The organism is Microbacterium sp. R1 (assembly GCF_015159725.1).
GTDB classification, from domain to species: domain Bacteria; phylum Actinomycetota; class Actinomycetes; order Actinomycetales; family Microbacteriaceae; genus Microbacterium; species Microbacterium oxydans.
The window spans coordinates 1756738-1772023 of sequence record NZ_JADDUD010000001.1; the positions used below are offsets into that span (position 1 = coordinate 1756738).

12 protein-coding genes are annotated in these 15286 nt (G+C 67.1%); 6 read left to right on the forward strand and 6 right to left on the reverse strand.

Annotated elements, in window-relative coordinates:
- Positions 1-165: 165 nt before the first annotated feature.
- From smc to ILP86_RS08650, 3 genes are read left to right on the forward strand one after another with little or no spacing between them, the layout of a single operon-like run.
- Entirely contained in the window at positions 166-3717 is a 3552-nt protein-coding gene (smc, locus tag ILP86_RS08640; RefSeq protein WP_179516013.1) for a chromosome segregation protein SMC, read from the forward strand.
- Positions 3718-3773: 56 nt separating this feature from the next.
- On the forward strand, positions 3774-4646 hold the full coding sequence (gene ftsY, locus ILP86_RS08645; protein WP_045265192.1) for a signal recognition particle-docking protein FtsY: 873 nt from the start codon (positions 3774-3776) through the stop codon (positions 4644-4646).
- Positions 4647-4690: 44 nt separating this feature from the next.
- Positions 4691-5191 (forward strand): DUF2004 domain-containing protein, encoded by a 501-nt coding sequence (locus ILP86_RS08650; protein ID WP_046748457.1) that lies wholly within the window; start codon positions 4691-4693, stop codon positions 5189-5191.
- Between the two features lie 33 nt (positions 5192-5224).
- Here ILP86_RS08650 and lipA read toward each other — a convergent pair whose 3' ends face one another.
- Together lipA and lipB are read right to left on the reverse strand one after the other, a co-directional pair.
- Positions 5225-6214: a lipoyl synthase gene (gene lipA / locus ILP86_RS08655; protein ID WP_113681915.1), complete on the reverse strand. Its 990-nt coding sequence runs from the start codon at positions 6212-6214 to the stop codon at positions 5225-5227.
- Positions 6211-6864 (reverse strand): lipoyl(octanoyl) transferase LipB, encoded by a 654-nt coding sequence (gene lipB, locus ILP86_RS08660; protein ID WP_061017677.1) that lies wholly within the window; start codon positions 6862-6864, stop codon positions 6211-6213. Before lipB ends, lipA begins: the two co-directional genes overlap by 4 nt.
- A 97-nt stretch (positions 6865-6961) precedes the next feature.
- Between lipB and ILP86_RS08665 the strand changes: the two genes are divergently transcribed.
- Positions 6962-7546 carry a TetR/AcrR family transcriptional regulator gene (locus ILP86_RS08665; protein WP_046747082.1) on the forward strand — a complete coding sequence of 195 codons (585 nt, stop codon included), beginning with the start codon at positions 6962-6964 and terminating at the stop codon, positions 7544-7546.
- A 52-nt stretch (positions 7547-7598) separates the two neighbouring features.
- Positions 7599-9164 (forward strand): signal recognition particle protein, encoded by a 1566-nt coding sequence (ffh, locus tag ILP86_RS08670; RefSeq protein ID WP_193761784.1) that lies wholly within the window; start codon positions 7599-7601, stop codon positions 9162-9164.
- A gap of 6 nt (positions 9165-9170) precedes the next feature.
- On the opposite strand, the gene ILP86_RS08675 is transcribed toward ffh, so the two are convergent.
- Positions 9171-10085: an EamA family transporter gene (locus ILP86_RS08675; protein WP_058630602.1), complete on the reverse strand. Its 915-nt coding sequence runs from the start codon at positions 10083-10085 to the stop codon at positions 9171-9173.
- A 77-nt stretch (positions 10086-10162) separates the two neighbouring features.
- Here ILP86_RS08675 and ILP86_RS08680 point away from each other — a divergent pair, with 77 nt between their 5' ends.
- The gene (locus ILP86_RS08680; RefSeq protein WP_193761785.1) at positions 10163-11086 is read left to right on the forward strand and encodes a LysR family transcriptional regulator; all 924 of its coding nucleotides are present in this window, start codon (positions 10163-10165) and stop codon (positions 11084-11086) included.
- Positions 11087-11116: 30 nt separating this feature from the next.
- Here ILP86_RS08680 and glpK read toward each other — a convergent pair whose 3' ends face one another.
- From glpK to ILP86_RS08695, 3 genes are all read right to left on the reverse strand, one after another.
- The gene (gene glpK, locus ILP86_RS08685) at positions 11117-12631 is read right to left on the reverse strand and encodes a glycerol kinase GlpK (RefSeq protein WP_113681918.1); all 1515 of its coding nucleotides are present in this window, start codon (positions 12629-12631) and stop codon (positions 11117-11119) included.
- Positions 12632-12657: 26 nt separating this feature from the next.
- A complete protein-coding gene (locus ILP86_RS08690; protein ID WP_028501983.1) occupies positions 12658-13410 on the reverse strand; it encodes an MIP/aquaporin family protein in 753 nt (250 codons plus the stop codon).
- Between the two features lie 92 nt (positions 13411-13502).
- On the reverse strand, positions 13503-15212 hold the full coding sequence (locus ILP86_RS08695) for a glycerol-3-phosphate dehydrogenase/oxidase (RefSeq protein WP_193761786.1): 1710 nt from the start codon (positions 15210-15212) through the stop codon (positions 13503-13505).
- Positions 15213-15286: the final 74 nt, after the last annotated feature.

The following is a 15286-nucleotide window of genomic DNA, read 5'->3' on the forward strand; positions in this document are numbered from 1 at the left end:
GGAGGCCACCGTAGCGAACCCGCGAGAGCCACGTCAAGCACATACTGTTCCGCTCGGCGTGTCGCCGGCCTCTCGAGTTCGCCGTCGACCCGCGCGGGATGAGGCTCCAGGCCCGGAATTCCGGTAGCGTAGCCGCGTGATTCTCCCCGGACGAGCGGTGCCCGTATGCATCTGAAGAGCCTGACGCTCAAAGGGTTCAAGTCGTTCGCGCAACCGACGAGCTTCGTCTTCGAGCCCGGGGTCACCTGCATCGTCGGGCCGAACGGTTCCGGAAAGTCGAACGTCGTCGACGCGCTCGCCTGGGTGATGGGCGAACAGGGTGCGAAGACTCTCCGCGGCGGGAAGATGGAAGACGTCATCTTCGCCGGCACGTCGACACGCGGTCCTCTCGGTCGGGCCGAGGTGCAGCTGACGATCGACAACTCCGATGGGGCGCTGCCGATCGAGTTCGCAGAGGTGACGATCAGTCGCACCCTGTTCCGCAACGGTTCGAGCGAGTACGCCATCAATGGCGAGGGCTGTCGTCTCCTCGACGTTCAAGAGCTTCTGAGCGACTCGGGACTCGGACGCGAGATGCACGTCATCGTCGGCCAGGGACGTCTCGACACCGTGCTGCAGGCGTCGCCCGAGGACCGCCGAGGATTCATCGAGGAAGCAGCGGGAATCCTCAAGCATCGACGTCGCAAGGAGAAGACGCTCCGCAAGCTCGATGCGATGGAGACGAATCTCACCCGATTGAGCGATCTCGCGGGCGAGATCCGGCGGCAGCTCAAGCCTCTGGGAAGACAGGCCGAGATCGCGCGCGAGGCGCAGACCATCGCCGCCGTGGTGCGTGATGCCAAGGCGCGCCTCTTCGCGGACGACGTGGTTTCTCTGCGTGCCGCTCTCGCTGACCACACTCGGACCGAGCACGAGCGCCACACCGAGCGTCTCGTTCTGTCCGACCAGGCGGAGACGGTTCGCGCGAGCATCGCGCGGCTCGAACAGGATCAGAACTCGGTCGCCGTGGACGAGGCGCGCAGCGTGGCGTTCGGTCTCGAGCAGGTACAGGAGCGGATGCGCGGGCTCTACACGCTCGCGAATCAGCGCCTCGCGCTGCTCGGCACGGACGACGACGATGCCGCGGTCACCGCGATCACGGTGACACAGGCCACGATCGACGAGGCGAGAGACGAGATCGACACGATCTCTGCGGGACTGGGTGACGCCCAGGACGCGGCAGCCGCCGCGAGCCGAGAGGTCGTGCACGCGCGCGCGGAACTCGACACCCTCGATGTCGACATCGCCGAGCAGAGCGCGCTCGTCTCCCAGTACGACATGCGACTGTCTGCCTTGCGGGGATCCGCCGAGGCTGCGGCGTCAGCTCTCGCCGCGGTCCGAGGGGCGGTTCTCCGCCAGGAGAACGCCCTCGAGGCCGCGAACGCTCGTCGGCGGGAAGCGGCTGAGGCACTGGAGTCCATCGACGACGCCGAGGCACCGGAGGGTACGGCCGTCGAGCATGCGGCGGCATACGAGAGCGCGCAGCGGGCCGCCACGGCGGCGGAGACCGAGCGCGAGTCGCTCCGGGAGCGTCTGCACTCGGCTGAGCGTGAAGTCGACTCCTTGACCGCCAAGACATCCGCGCTGAGCAGCGCTCTGGCGCTCTCCGGCGGTGCGGCGGAGATCGTCAGCGCCGGAGGACGTGGCGTCCGCGGCCTGGTCGGCGATGCCGTGCAGGTACGTGCCGGCTATGAGGCGGCGGTGTCCGCGGTCCTCGGGCCGCTTGCGGAGGGCGTGCTCATCGACACGGCGTCTGATGCCTTCGCGATGGCCGTCGAATCGGCGCAACAGCGCAGGGGAGTGGTGGACTTCGTCATCGCCGACTCGCCGCGACCGCACGCGGCGTTGCCGTCCCTGGCAGGCGTCGTGCCCGCCGTCGACGTCGTTACCGCCCCCGAGGGAGTGCTGGGCATCCTGTCGCATGTGCTGATAGCGGATGACCTCGACTCGGCCAGAGCGGCGCGGTCTGCACTCGATGCGAAGGGGGACACCGGGACCACCATCGTCACCCTCGGCGGAGACGTGATCACGGCTCAGACGCTTCGCACCGGCTCGGGCGGTGAGCGCTCGCGTCTCGAGCTCGCGGCTGAACGCGATGCCGCAGCCGAACGCTTGGCGGAGATCCGGATCGTGGCGGACTCGCTCCGTGAAGCTCGTCGGGATGCCGACGAGGCGGTCGAGACCACGAGACGGCAGGCCAAGGAGGCTCTTCGAGCGCTCCGCGAACACGACGCTGCCCTCGCCACGCACGCGGAGCAGGTCAACCGGATCACCGTGCGACACGAATCCGCCGTCGCGGAGTGCGAGAGGCTGGAGACCGGGCTCGCGCAGGCGCAGTCCGCCGTCTCCGAGGCGGAGGAGAAGGCGGAGGCGGCGAAAGCGGCATTGGACGAAGCGATCGCAGCGCCGCGGCCGGTTCTGGATGCATCCGCACGGGACGGACTCCTCGAAGCTCTCGAGCTGGCACGTGAGGGCGAGGTGCGGGCTCGACTCGAGATCGAGACCCTGCGCGAGCGCGTCCGCGCCGCGCAGTCCCGGGTCGCGAGCCTGGAACGGCAGCGCGAGCAGGAACGTGACGCTGCGGCTGAGGCGGCCCGACGCGCGGTCATCCGCCGCGCGCAGCGGGAGTCGGCCTCAGGCGTTGCGGACGAGTTGCCGCGCATCCTCGATTCGCTCGATCGTTCCGTAGCCGAGGCACGTCTCGCGCTCAAAGAGGCCGAGGCCGCTCGGTCGGCCCAGAACCAGGAACTCGTCGGCCTCAGGGCTCAGGAGGCATCGCTGCGCGAACGTCTGACAGGGCTCACCGAGAGCGTGCACGGGCTCGAGCTGCAGATACACGAGAAGAAGCTGCACCTGAACAGCCTGCTGGAGCGGGTCTCCTCCGAACTGGCCCTGGACGAAGATATTCTCATCGCGGAATATGGTCCTGACCAACTCGTCCCGCGCGATCCGACCACGACGACAGCGGCGGACCGAGACGCCGGAGACGGCGCCGCGGCGATTCCTTTCGATCGCCGCATCCAGCAGCGCCGTCTCGCAGAGGCGGAGCGCAAGCTGGCGCAGCTCGGACGCGTCAACCCGCTGGCCCTCGAGGAGTTCGCCGCGCTGGAGCAACGCCACGCCTTCCTCACCGAGCAGCTGGCCGACCTCACTCAGACGCGACAGGACCTGCTGACGATCATCGCCGACCTCGACGAGCGGATGCAGACCATCTTCGCGAGCGCCTTCGAGGACACGAAGGAGGCCTTCGGCCAGGTGTTCCCGCTGCTGTTCCCGGGGGGAACGGGCAGCATCTCGCTCACAGATCCCGACAACATGCTGACCACCGGCATCGAGGTGTCGGTCCGTCCTGTGGGAAAGAAGATCGAGCGCCTGTCGCTGCTGTCGGGCGGCGAGAGGTCGCTCGCGGCGGTGGCTCTGCTGGTCGCGATCTTCAAGGCTCGGCCGAGCCCGTTCTACATCCTTGACGAGGTGGAGGCAGCTCTGGACGACGCGAACCTCGGTCGTCTGCTGACCGTGTTCGAGCAGCTGCGGGAGAGTTCGCAACTCCTCGTCATCACGCATCAGAAGCGCACGATGGAGATCGCTGATGCGCTGTACGGCGTCTCGATGCGGCAGGACGGCGTCTCGGCGGTCGTAGGACAGCGGGTCGGCGACCGAGCTGCGGCCGCGGTCTGACCGAGTCCATCGGCGCGCACGCCTTCCATCCGCTGAGCACCCCGTAGGCTGGTGAGATGGCGGAGAAGTCCTGGTCTCTTGGTCGTGCACTGCGCGGCATGTTCGTCAAGCCCACCATCGATGAGACGACCTGGGAGGATCTGGAGACCGCGCTCATCACGGCTGATTTCGGCCCTGACATCAGCGAGCGCGTCGTCGACGAGCTGCGCCAGAAGGTCGACCGTTACCGGACGACCGACCCCAAAGACCTCCAGCGCATGTTGCGGGAGACGCTCGAGGAGCACTTCGCGAAGTTCGACACGACGCTGAAGCTCACCGAGCGCCCCGCAGTGGTCCTCGTCGTCGGCGTCAACGGCGTCGGCAAGACCACGACCATCGGGAAGTTCACCAAGTTCCTCCGGGGGTACCAGCGCAGTGTGGTGGTCGGTGCCGCCGACACGTTCCGCGCAGCAGCGGTCGATCAGCTCGCGACCTGGGCGCAGCGCGGTGGGGCGGCGATCGTCCGTCCGCAGCAGGAGGGTCAGGACCCCGCCTCAGTGGCATTCCAGACGGTCGAGTATGCGAAGCGCGAAGGCATCGAGATCGCGATCATCGACACGGCGGGCCGCCTGCACACGAAGGGCGGCCTCATGGACGAGCTCTCGAAGGTCCGGCGCGTGATCGAGAAGCAGGCGCCCATCAGCGAGGTGCTGCTCGTGCTCGACGCCACCACCGGCCAGAACGGCGTGATGCAGGCGGAGGCATTCCTCGAACACGCCGGCGTCACTGGACTCGTCCTCACCAAGCTGGACGGGTCGGCCAAGGGCGGCTTCGTGCTGGCCGTGCAGGAGCGCACGGGCATCCCGGTCAAGCTGCTCGGACAGGGCGAGGGGATCGATGACCTCACCGGTTTCACTCCTCATGTCTTCGTCCAGTCGCTGGTCGGTTGACGACGGGACTACCGCAGTGAGCACGAGGCTGGTTTCATAGCGTTATGGCGATCGAACACGACTACTTCGGACTCCTGTCCTCGGGCCCGGACGGATCGATCTTCTGGTCGGAGACCGTGGAGCTCGGTGATCAGAGTGTGACCGTGGACCTGACCGCTCCGGACCAGGACGACGTCTCGTCCGATGCGCTCGACATCGCCGCCTCGCTCATCGCGGGCCTGGAGAGCGTCGACGACACGGCGCGTCGAGGCATGCTCGCAGAGGTGGACGACCGCACCAGCGAGGTCACCGAGTACATCCTTCAGCAGCAGGAGGCGTACGGCGATGACTTGCCCGACGTGCTCGTCGACGTGTCGGGAGACGCCGCCGTCGACATCATCCGCTCGCTCCGGCTCATGAGCATGACGATCCTCGCCGACGAGCATGGGGGCTCGGAACCATTCGCGGTGCTCGAGTACGCGCTCGACGACAGCTCGTCAGATGACGTCCTGCTCGTCAATCTCGGCTCCGACGGCAGCGTGCAGTCGGTGATGAGCGCGGACTAGCCGCACGAGCGGCTACCCCGGGCAGCGACGAGGTCAGACGGCCTGGGCGAATCCGAGATCGGCGCTCTCTGCGATGTGGGAGAGGTGCGCGGGGATCTCGCGGCCCTTGGACGTCATCGACTGCGCCCACAGGCGCCCCGCCCGGTAGGAGGAGCGCACGAGCGGACCGGCGAGGACGCCGAGGAAACCGATGCGCTCGGCTTCCTCCTTGAACTCCACGAACTCCGCTGGCTTCACCCAACGAGAGACCGGGTGGTGCCGCGGTGTCGGGCGGAGATACTGCGTGATCGTGATGATGTCGCAGCCGGCATCGTGCAGATCGTTGAGCGCCTGCACGACCTCCTCCGGCTCCTCGCCCATGCCCAGGATGAGGTTGGACTTCGTGATGAGCCCGGCGTCGCGGGCTTGAGTGAGCACGTTCAGCGAGCGCTCGTAGCGGAAAGCGGGTCGGATGCGCTTGAAGATGCGGGGAACGGTCTCCACGTTGTGCGCGAACACCTCTGGTCGGGCGTCGAAGATCTGGTTGAGGAAAGCCGGATCGGCGTTGTGCTCGTTCGCGAGCAGCTCCACCCCGGTGTTCGGGTTGAGCTCGTGGATCTTCCTGACGGTCTCCGCGTTGAGCCAGGCACCCGTGTCGGGCAGGTCGTCACGGGCCACGCTGGTCACGGTCGCGTACCGGAGGTTCATCCGCTGCACACTCTCGGCGACGCGGCGGGGCTCGTCGGTGTCGTAGTCAGCCGGCTTGCCGGTGTCGATCTGGCAGAAGTCGCAGCGACGCGTGCATTGCGACCCGCCGATGAGGAACGTCGCTTCGCGATCCTCCCAGCACTCGTAGATGTTCGGACAGCCGGCCTCCTGGCACACGGTGTGCAGGTCTTCGCTCTTCACGAGCGAGTGCAACGCCGTGTACTCCGGACCCATCTTCGCCTTGGTCTTGATCCACTCGGGCTTGCGCTCGATCGGTGTCTCGGCGTTGCGGATCTCCAGACGGAGGAGCTTCCGGCCCTCGGGTGCGGCGGTCATGCGTGGGCTCCTGACAGTTCGGGGGTCGAGTATTCGGCGAGAAACGCACGGGTCACGGCATCGACGAGGTCACGGGGCGAAACGGAGGATCCCGTGACCTCGCTCACGGTCGTGACACCCGCGTCGGTGATGCCGCACGGGATGATGCCGCGGAAACCGGCCAGGGAGTTGTCGCAGTTGATGGCGAAGCCGTGCATCGTGACTCCTTGCTGCACCCGTACCCCGATCGCGGCTACCTTGTCCTCGGAGAGCGGGCGGCGCACCCAGACGCCGCTGCGGCCCTCCACCTGATAGCCGTCGACTCCGAGCGGGCGCAGCACCTCGATGAGCAGACGCTCCAGTCGGCGCACGTGGGCGACCACGTCGATGGGCTCGCCGAGGCGGACGATCGGATAGCCGACCAGCTGTCCTGGGCCGTGCCAGGTGATCTTGCCGCCGCGATCGACGTCGATCACCGGCGTGCCGTCGTGCGGACGCTCATGCGGTTCCGTGCGCTTGCCCGCCGTGTACACGGCTTCGTGCTCGAGCAGGATGAGGGTGTCCTGCCGAGTGCCTGCGACCACGTCGGCATGGACCCGGCGCTGAAGCTCCCACCCGTCGAGGTACGGCACCGGCGTAGGAACGAACCCGGGCGTGAGGATCTCGAGCATCACAAAACCGCCTTCGGTGTAAATGGACTGAGAGCAACAATACTCCTTCGGGTCGAGGACGGCGTTCTCGATCCGCGCCGCGCGGTAGCGTGAGTGCATGAGTTCGACGGGGAAAGCCGGGCGCCCGAAGGCATCGTCACGGGAGACGCTCGCCGAGGCTGCGTGCGAGCTCTTCTTGGAACGCGGTTACGCTGCCACTTCGGTGGCGGACATCACGCAGCGCGCCGGGGTGAGCCGTTCGAGTTTCTTCAACTACTTCGCTTCGAAGAGCGACGTGCTGTGGTCAGGAATCGACGAACGGGTCGGTGAGGCTGTCGAGTCTCTCCGGGGCCTGGGCCGGGTCGCGACGGGGGAGTCGGTGCGGGAGATCCTGCTGCGGGTCGTCCACGACTTCGCACCGGATCCGCTTGCTCTCGCCCTTCGCAACGCGGGGGCGATGGGGCTGGAGGACGAGCTCGTGCGCGACACCGGCCTGCGAATGGCACGCTTGTCCGCTGCCGTGTCGCTCGCGGCGTCCTCGGCGGGCGTGGACGTGATCCGGGCCGACATCCTCGGGGCGGCGCACGCGGCTGCGGTGCTCTCGTCGCTGCGCGTGTGGGCAGAGCAGGGCGCGGGGCGCGGAACGCCGGAGACCGTGTTGCGGGAAGCGCTGGCGATGATTCACGACCTGCCCTGGTCCTGAGCCCGCACGGCGCTGAGCGGCGCCGCTTCACTCGCGTAGAATCGTACGCACCATGGCTACCTTTGGCACGCTCTCCGATCGGCTCACCGAAACCTTCCGCAATCTGCGCACGAAGGGAAAGCTCACCGCCGCCGATGTCGACGGCACCGTGCGCGAGATCCGTCGCGCTCTGCTCGACGCCGACGTCGCGCTCGTGGTGGTCAAGGACTTCACGGCGAAGGTGCGCGAGCGTGCCCTCGGCGACGAGGTCAACAAGGTGCTGAACCCGGCGCAGCAGGTGGTGCAGATCGTCAACGAGGAGCTCGTGCAGATCCTCGGCGGCGAACAGCGCCGCCTGCAGTTCGCGAAGACGGCACCGACCGTGATCATGCTCGCGGGACTCCAGGGCTCGGGTAAGACGACCTTCGCCGGCAAGCTGGCCAAGCAGCTCGAGGGCGAGGGGCACACGCCTCTGCTCGTGGCCGCAGACCTCCAGCGTCCGAATGCCGTCAACCAGCTGCAGGTGGTCGCGGAGCAGGCGGGCGCGACCGTGTTCGCTCCGGAGCCCGGCAACGGCGTCGGCGACCCGGTGAAGGTGTCGCGCGACGGTGTCGAGTATGCCCGTCGTCAGCAGCACGACGTCGTCATCATCGACACCGCCGGACGCCTCGGCGTCGATGCCGAGCTGATGAAGCAGGCTGCGGACATCCGCAAGGCCGTGAGCCCCGACGAAGTGCTGTTCGTCATCGACGCGATGATCGGTCAGGATGCGGTGAACACCGCCAAGGCCTTCCAGGAGGGCGTCGATTTCACCGGCGTCGTCCTGTCGAAGCTCGATGGTGACGCCCGTGGTGGCGCTGCGCTCTCGGTGGCCTCCGTGACCGGACGCCCGATCATCTTCGCCTCGACCGGTGAGCGTCTCGAGGACCTCGAACCGTTCCACCCCGACCGCATGGCGAGCCGCATCCTCGACCTCGGCGACATCCTGACCCTCATCGAGCAGGCCCAGCAGGCCTTCGATGAGGAAGAGGCCATGAAGATGGCCGAGAAGCTCGCAACCGAGGCCTTCACCCTCGAGGACTTCCTCGAGCAGCTTCAGCAGATGAAGAAGATGGGCTCCATGAAGAAGATGCTCGGGATGCTCCCGGGCATGGGGCAGATGAAGCAGCAGCTCGCCGACTTCGACGAGCGCGAGATCGACCGCACCGAGGCGATCATCCGCTCGATGACTCCGGGCGAGCGACGCAACCCGAAGGTTCTCAACGGCTCGCGTCGGCTGCGTATCGCCCGCGGCTCCGGCATGACCGTCACGGATGTGAACCAGCTCGTGCAGCGCTTCGAGCAGGCCGCGAAGATGATGAAGACCGTCGCTCGTGGGGGTACCCCCAACATCCCCGGCATGGGACCCGTGCCTGGTATGGGACGACCCGGCGCGTCGTCCAAGCGAGGGAAGAAGAGCAAGTCCTCCTCCGGCAAGTCCCGCTCGGGAAACCCTGCGAAGCGTGCAGCGGAGAACGCGGGCATCGCATCCTCCACGACCACGCCCACCGGATCGGGGTTCGGGATCGGCGGCGGTGCTGCCCAGGCTCCGAGCGAGGCCGACCTCGCCGAGATCCAGAAGCTCTTCGGCAAGAACTGAGTGCACTCAGCGCGGCGCCGAGAGCGCTTCGCCGAGTGTCTCCTCGGCACGTCGGTCTGAGCTCGGCTTCGGACGCGTGACGAACTGCCCCAGGACGAGCGCGCCGAGCGTGAGCACGAATCCGATCGCCTGAGGCGCGGTGAAACGCTCACCGGCGACCACCAACCCCAGAAGTGTCGCGACGATGGGGGACAGGAGTGCAAGGAGCCCCGGCGCGACGACCGGTAGCTGCTGGACGCCTCGGAACCAGAGCGTGTACGCGATGATTCCCCCGGCGGTGGCGAGCCACAGGTAGCCGAGAGCGGCATTGCCGTCGATCTCCCGAGGCACGCCCTCGACCATCAGAGTGACCGGTAGCAGCAGCATGCCGCCCGCGCTGAGCTGCCAGCCCGCGTAGGACACGGGCCCCACCCCGACGGGGCGACCCCAGCGTTTGGTGAGGATCATGCCCACACCCGTCGCTGTGACACCGCCGAGCGCAGCGAGAACGCCCCAGAGATCGAGTTCGGCGGCCGGGCCGAGCACGACCAGAGCGACGCCTCCCGCGCCCACGAGAGCCGCTGCGGCCGTGATCGGCCGGATGCGCTCGTGTAGGACGAGCGCTCCGAGAGCCAGGACGATGAGTGGCTGCGCTCCGGCGACGGCGGCGGCGACGCCGCCGGGAAGCCGCTCCGCGGCCAGGAACAGCAGAGGGAAGAAAGCGCCGATGTTGAGCGCGCCGAGGGCGAAGGACTTCCACCACCACGACCCTGACGGAAACCGCCGACTGATGGCGACCGCGAGAAGACCCGCAGGGAGTGAGCGGAGCAGACCCGCGAACAGCGGGTGCCCGGCCGGAAGCAGTTCGGTGGTCACGAGGTAGGTGGTGCCCCAGGCGATGGGAGCAAGAGCAGTGGTCAGCACGAGCGTCATGCGGTTCATGCCTTCAGCCTGCGACCATGGAACCGATGAGTCCAACGCATAATTGCACCATGACGCATGAAGAGAGATCATGAATCGTGGAACTCCAACAATTGCGGTACGTCGTGGAAGTCGCCGACACCCTGAGCTTCACCCGCGCCGCCGAGCGATGCTTCGTGACGCAGTCCGCGCTGAGCCATCAGGTCGCCTCACTCGAACGCGAACTCGGCCGGCGCTTGTTCGTTCGCTCCAGTCGCCAGGTGCGCCTGAGCGAGGCGGGCGAGGCATTCCTCGGTCATGCGCGCGCTGCCCTCCGAGCTGCTGAAAGAGCCAGAGAGGATGCGGCCGCGGTAGACGGTGTCGTCGAGGGGACGCTTCGGGTCGGTGTCATCCCTACGGTGACCGCCGTCGACGTGCCGGCCGTGCTCGTCGCCTACCGTGCGGCGTACCCGGACGTGCGGGTGGAACTGCAGGTCGGGAACAGTGATGTCCTGATGCGCAGGCTCCGGCACGATGAGCTCGATGTCGCCCTGCTGGGCCTGCGCGAAGGCGTTGAACCTCTGGGAGTGGCGTCCCGTGTGCTCTCTCGTGAGCGGCTCGTCGCCGTCTTCCCTCGAGGGCACGAGCTCGCGCACAGGAGCGACATCGCACTGGAGGACCTCGCGGGGATGACGTTCGCGGACTTCCCCGTCGCGACTTCGGGACGAGCCCAGAGTGACGCGGCATTCCACGCGGCCGATCTCCCGCGCGATGTGGCTTTCGAAGCCGACTCCGCGACCCTCATCCTCGGCTTGGTGGAGGCGGGCTTGGCGGTGACCTTGTTGGCGCCGGGAACCGTCCAGCGCTCCGCGTTCGACGTGTCCATCTCGACAGTGCGCGGTGGCCCGGTGCGGGTCGAGTATCTCGCCTGGGATACGGCGGCACCGAGGAACGTCGCTCGCGCGTTCGTCGGTGTCGTGGAAGCCGTCACGTCGAGCTGGGAGAGCTCGGTCAGCGCATGGAGAAGCGGGTCCGGAGCATGAGCTCCGAACCCGCTTCGCCTTCGTGTCAGATCACTTCACGTCGTCGTCGACCCAGTCCATCGACTTCGTGACGGCCTTGCGCCACAGCCGCAGCTGACGGTCGCGCTCTGCTTCGTCCATCGACGGCTCCCAGCGCTTGTCCTCCTGCCAGTTGGCGGAGAGGTCGTCGAGCCCGTTCCAGAACCCGACTGCGAGGCCTGCCGCATAAGCGGCACCGAGGGCCGTGGTCTCCGCGACGACCGGACGCACCACCGGCACGCCGAGGACATCCGCCTGGAACTGCATGAGCGCGTCATTCGCGACCATGCCGCCGTCGACCTTGAGCTCGGTGAGGTCCACACCGGCGTCCGCATTCACGGCGTCGAGCACGTCGCGCGTCTGGAAGGCGACGGCCTCGAGCGCTGCGCGAGCGATGTGGTTCTTGTTCGCGTAACGGGTGAGCCCGACGATCGCGCCTCGGGCGTCAGGACGCCAGTACGGTGCGAACAGACCGGAGAAGGCGGGCACGATGTACACGCCGCCGTTGTCCTCGACCTTGTCGGCCAGCTCTTCCACCTCAGGGGCAGAGGAGATGATGCCGAGCTGGTCGCGCAGCCACTGGATCAGGGATCCGGTGACGGCGATGGAGCCCTCCAGCGCATAGTGCGTCGGCTGGTCGCCGAGCTTGTAGCCGACGGTCGTGAGCAGCCCGTTCTTGGAGTGGACGATCTCCTCGCCCGTGTTGAAGATGAGGAAGCAGCCCGTGCCGTAGGTGTTCTTGCTCTCGCCCTTCTGGAAGGCGGCCTGCCCGAACGTCGCGGCCTGCTGGTCGCCCAGGATGCCGGCGATCGGGGTCTCGCGAAGCAGCGAAGAGTCCTCCGCCGCACCGTAGACCTCGGAAGAGGAGCGGATCTCGGGCATCATCGAGCGCGGCACGCCGAACGCCTCGAGGATGTCGTCGCGCCACTCGAGCGTCTCGAGATCCATGAACATCGTGCGCGACGCGTTCGTCACGTCCGTGACGTGCACACCGCCGTCGACGCCGCCGGTCAGGTTCCAGAGGACCCAGCTGTCGGTCGTTCCGAAGATCAGGTCGCCGGCCTCCGCCTTCTCGCGAGCGCCTTCGACGTTCTCGAGGATCCAGGCGATCTTGGTTCCCGAGAAGTAGGTCGCCAGGGGGAGCCCGACGACCGGCTTGAACCGCTCCACGCCGCCGTCTGCCGCGAGACGATCGACGATCGCCTGCGTGCGGGTGTCCTGCCACACGATCGCGTTGTAGGCGGGCTTGCCGGTGGTCTTGTCCCAGACCACCGCGGTCTCGCGCTGGTTGGTGATGCCGACGGCCGCGATATCGTGGCGCGTCAGGTCGGCGCGGCTCAGGGCGAGTCCGATGACCTCCTGGACGTTGCGCCAGATCTCCGAGGCGTCGTGCTCGACCCAGCCGGCCTTCGGCAGGATCTGCTCGTGCTCCTTCTGGCCCGTCGCGATGATGCTGCCCTTCTTGTCGAAGATGATCGCGCGGCTCGAAGTCGTTCCCTGGTCGATGGCGAGGATGTAGTCAGCCATGTTGTTCTCCTTTGAATTCAGGTCGTTCAGGCGAGGTGCAGCAGGACGGGCGCTGCGGCAGCGGCGATCGCGCCACCGATCAGCGGACCGACCACCGGGACCCAGGAGTAGGACCAGTCGCTGGAACCCTTGCCCTTGATCGGGAGGATCGCGTGCGCGATACGCGGACCGAGGTCGCGGGCAGGGTTGATCGCGTAACCGGTCGGGCCACCGAGCGAGGCACCGATAGCGACGACGAGCAGAGCGACGGGGAGGGCCGTGAGCGGTCCGAGGCCTCCGGGGGTTCCCACCTCGATGTCGCCGTAGTCCGCGAACGCGAGGATCACGAAGACCAGCACGAAGGTGCCGATGATCTCGGTGACCAGGTTCCATCCGTAGGAGCGGATCGCGGGGCCGGTCGAGAAGACGCCCAGCTTGTTGGCGGCCTCCGGCTCCTCGTCGAAGTGCTGCTTGTAGGCGAGCCACACGACGATCGCACCGATGATCGCACCGACGAGCTCCGCCGCGGTGGCGACGAGGAACATCGGGAAGTCGATCGTGCCGGAGATCAGCAGTCCGATGCCGACGGCCGGGTTGAGGATGGCACCGGAGTACGCGGAGACGAGCACACCGGCGAAGACCGCCAGACCCCATCCCCAGTTGACCATCAGGAAGCCGCCGCCGAAGCCTTTGTTCTTCGCGAGCGCGACGTTGGCGACGACACCACATCCGAGCAGGACCAGCATCGCTGTTCCTACCAGTTCGGAGAGGAAGTAGAGACCGAGATTCACATCAGCCATGTCTTCTTTGACCTTTCTTGTGTGTCGGGGCCCCTCTGCCCCGACACTTTATGGGAGTTGCACCGTGAGGAGGGCGGCAGTCCGAGACCCCGTCAGCCGCGGGCGCGGGACGGGATATCGAGTCCGTGACGTTCGTTCAACAGTTCGCGGGTCTGCTCGACCTCGGCATCGTGGCGCGCTCGGTCCCAGCCGAGCATCGGCGCGAGGGCATCGGCGATCTCGTCAAGAACCTCGGCGGTCGCCCCGCCGGTGAACGCGATGCTGGTGCGACGCAGGATGACATCCTCCAGGCGGGTCACCAGCTCGTTCTGCACCATCCACTCGAGTTCACGCGTGGAGAGGTCACCGCCGGCGAGTGGCGCGTCCGCACCCTGCTCGACGAACTCCCAGACCTGTGCCGCGCGGGTACCGTATCGGGCCAGCAGCTGATCGGCACGTGCGCCGGCGCCGGGAAGGTTCTCCTGGAACCAGATGCGCTTGGCCTTCTCGGTGCGGGGGAACTCGCGCCCACCGCCGATCGCGCGCCCTGCCGTCGAGACCGTCCTGGTGCGATCGATCAGGCCGAGCACCGTGTCGGAGAGGGACTCGCCGAGTGCGCGGAACGTGGTCCACTTGCCGCCGACGAGGCTCACAAGCGGCACGGCGCCCTTCTGGTCGACCTCGACGCGGTAGTCGCGGGAGACGAACCCGGGGGCCGTGTCCTCGTGACGAGGCAGGGGACGGATTCCCGAGAACTTGTAGACGATCTGCTCGCGCGACACCGGAATGGTGGGGAACACGTGGTGGATGAGATCGAAGAAGTAGTCGACCTCCTCCTCGGTGCACACGGCCACTTCGCGTGGATCGGCATCGATGTCGGTGGTGCCGACGAGAACGCGTCCCTTGAGGGGGTAGATGAGGACGATGCGACCGTCGGAGTGCTCGAAGAAGATCTCGCGTCCGCGGGTCGCCTCGAGCAGTTCGGGGTGGTCGAGCACGATGTGCGAGCCCTTGGTTCCTCCCATGAACCTCGTCTCGGTGCCGAGGGCATCGTTCGTGAGGTCGGTCCAGGGACCCGATGCGTTCACGACGACATCGGCCTGCACAGAGAACTCCGTGCCGCTCTCACGGTCGCGGAGCACGACCTTGTCGCCGTCACGAGAGACGGCTTCGACGTAGTTCAGCGCGTGCGCGCTCGGGTGGGCGGATCGTCCGTCCTGGATCACGTCCAGAGCCAGGCGCTCGGGGTCGTGCATCGAGGCGTCGTAGTAGGTCGCGGTGTACTTGATCTTGGGGTCGAGAGAAGGCAGCTCGGCGAGCGACTTCTTGCGGCCGAGGAAACGGTGCCGAGGAACGGTGCCACCATCGCGCGAGAAGGTGTCGTAGATCGTCAGCCCGATCTTGATGAGGAAGGCTCCGCGCTCCTGCGGCTTGCCGCTCTTGTGCGTGAGGAAGCGCAACGGCGCGGAGAGGATGCCCGAGAAGGTCGAGTAGATCGGGATGGTCGTCTCGAGCGGCTTCACGTAGTGAGGGGCGATCTTCAGAAGACCGTTGCGCTCCTCCACGGATTCGCGGACGAGTCGGAACTCGCCGTTCTCGAGGTAGCGGATGCCGCCGTGGATCATGTGGCTCGACGCGGAGGAGGCGCCGGAGGCGAAGTCCCCTCGTTCGACGAGCACGACGTCGACTCCCTGCAGCGCCAGGTCGCGGAACGTGGAGATTCCGTTGATCCCGCCGCCGATGACGAGGACGCTCGTGCGCCCGGATTCGCGGACAGCGCGAATCTCCGCGCGCTCCGCCGACGAGTGTGCCGAATCGATCATCGTCGACCCTCTCTTCCTTGCTTGCCACCAGCATCGACCTGTGTGACATCCCGCGCAAGCCCACTGCACATATG

What these genes read in the sequence shown, in the direction of transcription:
- ILP86_RS08690 (WP_028501983.1), bottom strand. Translation starts at nt 13,410, where the DNA reads ATGGCTGATGTGAATCTCGGTCTCTACTTCCTCTCCGAACTGGTAGGA.
- ftsY (WP_045265192.1), top strand. Translation starts at nt 3,774, where the DNA reads ATGGCGGAGAAGTCCTGGTCTCTTGGTCGTGCACTGCGCGGCATGTTC.
- lipB (WP_061017677.1), bottom strand. Translation starts at nt 6,864, where the DNA reads ATGCTCGAGATCCTCACGCCCGGGTTCGTTCCTACGCCGGTGCCGTAC.
- ILP86_RS08675 (WP_058630602.1), bottom strand. Translation starts at nt 10,085, where the DNA reads ATGAACCGCATGACGCTCGTGCTGACCACTGCTCTTGCTCCCATCGCC.
- lipA (WP_113681915.1), bottom strand. Translation starts at nt 6,214, where the DNA reads ATGACCGCCGCACCCGAGGGCCGGAAGCTCCTCCGTCTGGAGATCCGC.
- ILP86_RS08665 (WP_046747082.1), top strand. Translation starts at nt 6,962, where the DNA reads ATGAGTTCGACGGGGAAAGCCGGGCGCCCGAAGGCATCGTCACGGGAG.
- smc (WP_179516013.1), top strand. Translation starts at nt 166, where the DNA reads ATGCATCTGAAGAGCCTGACGCTCAAAGGGTTCAAGTCGTTCGCGCAA.
- ffh (WP_193761784.1), top strand. Translation starts at nt 7,599, where the DNA reads ATGGCTACCTTTGGCACGCTCTCCGATCGGCTCACCGAAACCTTCCGC.
- glpK (WP_113681918.1), bottom strand. Translation starts at nt 12,631, where the DNA reads ATGGCTGACTACATCCTCGCCATCGACCAGGGAACGACTTCGAGCCGC.
- ILP86_RS08695 (WP_193761786.1), bottom strand. Translation starts at nt 15,212, where the DNA reads ATGATCGATTCGGCACACTCGTCGGCGGAGCGCGCGGAGATTCGCGCT.
- ILP86_RS08650 (WP_046748457.1), top strand. Translation starts at nt 4,691, where the DNA reads ATGGCGATCGAACACGACTACTTCGGACTCCTGTCCTCGGGCCCGGAC.